This window comes from Ruegeria sp. BF7 (assembly GCF_056538605.1).
The window spans coordinates 1-2,588 of sequence record NZ_JBQFTM010000043.1 but is presented as its reverse complement, the minus strand read 5'-3'; the positions used below and the strand labels follow the sequence as shown (position 1 = coordinate 2,588).

The window sequence follows — 2,588 nt, the reverse complement described above, 5'->3', positions numbered from 1 at the left end:
ACAACAAGCACCGTCAGCACAAACTGATACATATAAAACCCACAAAAACGGCGCGCTTGCCCAACGCGCCGCTGCCGCCAAAAAAATCGGGCAGCAATTCTAGTTGTTGTAGTACTTGTTGGCGTAGCTGCCGTAGGAATAGCCGTATTGCCGAGCACTGCGGGCATTGATCTGACTCAGTACAAGCCCGGTCAGGCGCTGATTGTCGGTGTGGAACAGTCGCATGGTTTCAGCGAGATCCTGTTCGGACGTGTCGTTCCATTTGACGGTCAGCAGCACCGCATCTGCGTTGCGCGCAATCAGGCGCGCGTCAGAAACCAGCAAGGTCGGTGGCGTGTCGATCAGGATGATGTCGTACTTCTGGCGCAAATCCTCCAGGAACAACCGGAACCGTTCGGATGCGAAGAGGTCCGCCGCGTTGGCCGAGGTCTTCTCGCCGGCTAGGATGTCACAACCCAGCAGCGGGTCTTGAAAGATTGCCTCCTGCGCGGTTGAGTCCCCGGCCAGAACCGAAACGATCCCGTTCTTCGGCACACCCTGCAATTGCTCCGTCATGGTCAAGCGCCGAATATCGCCTTCGACCAGCAATACCTTTTTGCCTATACCGACAAAATTCTGCGCCAGCGCCAACGCATTCGTTGTCTTGCCTTCACCCGGTAGCGAAGAGGTGATCACCACAACCTGCGGTGGGCGGTCCACATTGGACAACATCAGTGAGGTGCGCAGGTTGCGTACCGCCTCGGCCGTGGCAGATGAGGGTTTTTCCGCGAGATACTCCAGTACCTTGCGGCGCCCGCGGCCGGGAAAGACGGGTATCTGACCCAGAACGCTGTAACCGGTTTTGCGCTCCAGTTCCTGGGCCGTGCGGTAGCCTTTACGCCGTGCCTCGGCCAGCAACACGATACCGACGCCCAGCAGGAGGCCCAGAATGGTTGAAAGCGCAAGGATCAGAGACTTTTTCGGTTCCGAAGGGTTGCCCGGGATTACGGCGCTCGACAATTGCCGACTGTCGGCTTTCTGGATGCCTTCCTGCGCCGATGTCTCTTTCAGGCGGGCCAGGAAATACTCGTATAGCAGCCGAACGGCTTCCGCCTCGCGTGCCAGCTGTTGCAGTGTAATCAGATCCGCACTCTGCTGCGCGATCTTCTGGCCCAGCTCGTCGGCTGACAGCGTCAGGGCCTGAACCTGCTGCGTTGCCCGCCGAGCTTCAAGCGCAGTCCGCGCAACCAGGCGCTGGAAGGCGGTGTCAAAGTCGGCCTCACCGGCATCTGAGTCGTCGATCTGCCCAAGCAGTCGTTGCAGTTGCGGGTCCTGGCTGGCGGCAGACTGGGCCGCGCGGGTCTCGGCGGTGTTCAACGCGTCATACCGGGTCTGCGCCGAGATGCGGGTCGCCTCGGCTGACTCGCGGCGTTCGCGCAAGTCCTTTAGCTGCACTTCCTGCAATTGCAGCGCTTCGGGTGAGATCAGCGCTGTCGTCGAATTGAATTCGTTGACCTTTGCCTCGGCGGTTTCCAGATCGATCTGCAGCTCGGCCACGCGGTCGGTCAGCCAGGCGGTCGCCTGTTCGGTGGCGTCGAATTTCACCTCGATCTGGTTCAGAACGTAAAGCTCGACAATCGTGTCCGCGATCAGGGCCGACTTGCGCGCCGATTTGGTTTCGGCCGTCACCTCGAACACAAGGCTTTGCGCCACGTTGCGTACTGAAACCTTATCGAGCAGGGCCGAGATCACATCGTCGCGTAGCAACCGTTCAGCCAGTTCTTCAGAGACAGGTTCGGGGTTGGGTCCGGCCCCAAACACCGATTTGATAAACTGCTTGACCCCGTCGAGCGCAGAGGCCGGGAGTAGGTCGGTGTTGAACTCTGGGTCCGAGACCAGTTCAAGCCTGTCGACAACCTTGCCCATTAAGCCGCGGGACCGGAGCACTTCCAGCTCGGAATTGACCTCGGCCGTGTCTCCCGCCAGGCCGCCCACCACGCTTTGCAGATCAACCACGCTGGCCTGATCGGTTTCCAGCATGACCACGGCGGTGGACTTGTACAACGGGACAGCGACGACAAAGGCATAAAAGGCTCCGACCAGAATGGTCACGGCGGTGGTCAGGGTGATGATCCACTTGCCACGCCACAAAGTACCCGCCAAAGCGGCCAGGTCGATGGTGTCATTTTGCGGCGTGTCACTTGCCGGGGATCGGTTCGATGTGAACTGCGCGTCGTGTATCGGAGCTTGCTTCATATCAAGAATACGATTCCAAAAGCCTGGCACACGCGAAACGCGTGTGCCGCTGCTCTCTACATGGTCCCAAAGCAAGAATAAAGGTCTGTGCGCCCGTTACTTTCCGGTTCTGCGAAGCACGGTTGAGGCAGTCTGGGAGATGATCCTGATATCGTTAAGAAAGCTGCGCCGGTTCAGGTAGGCGACATCCAGCGCGACCCGCTCGCCATAGCTGATATCGTTGCGCCCCGAGACCTGCCACAGCCCGGTGATCCCCGGTTTCTGCGCCAGATAGGCCGAAGCGGACCTGCCGTATTTGACCAGTTCGATGGCCACAACAGGGCGCGGGCCGACAAAGCTCATCTCGCCTTTCA

2 protein-coding genes are annotated in these 2,588 nt (G+C 59.4%); both read right to left on the bottom strand.

Going from position 1 to position 2,588, the window contains the following annotated elements:
* Window positions 1-99: 99 nt before the first annotated feature.
* Complete coding sequence (locus tag ACR0IK_RS24260; protein ID WP_480643673.1) at window positions 100-2,235, bottom strand: polysaccharide biosynthesis tyrosine autokinase; 2,136 nt, start codon at window positions 2,233-2,235, stop codon at window positions 100-102.
* 96 nt (window positions 2,236-2,331) lie between these two features.
* The coding region (locus ACR0IK_RS24255; RefSeq protein ID WP_480643672.1) for a sugar transferase at window positions 2,332-2,588 on the bottom strand (257 nt) is incomplete at its 5' end.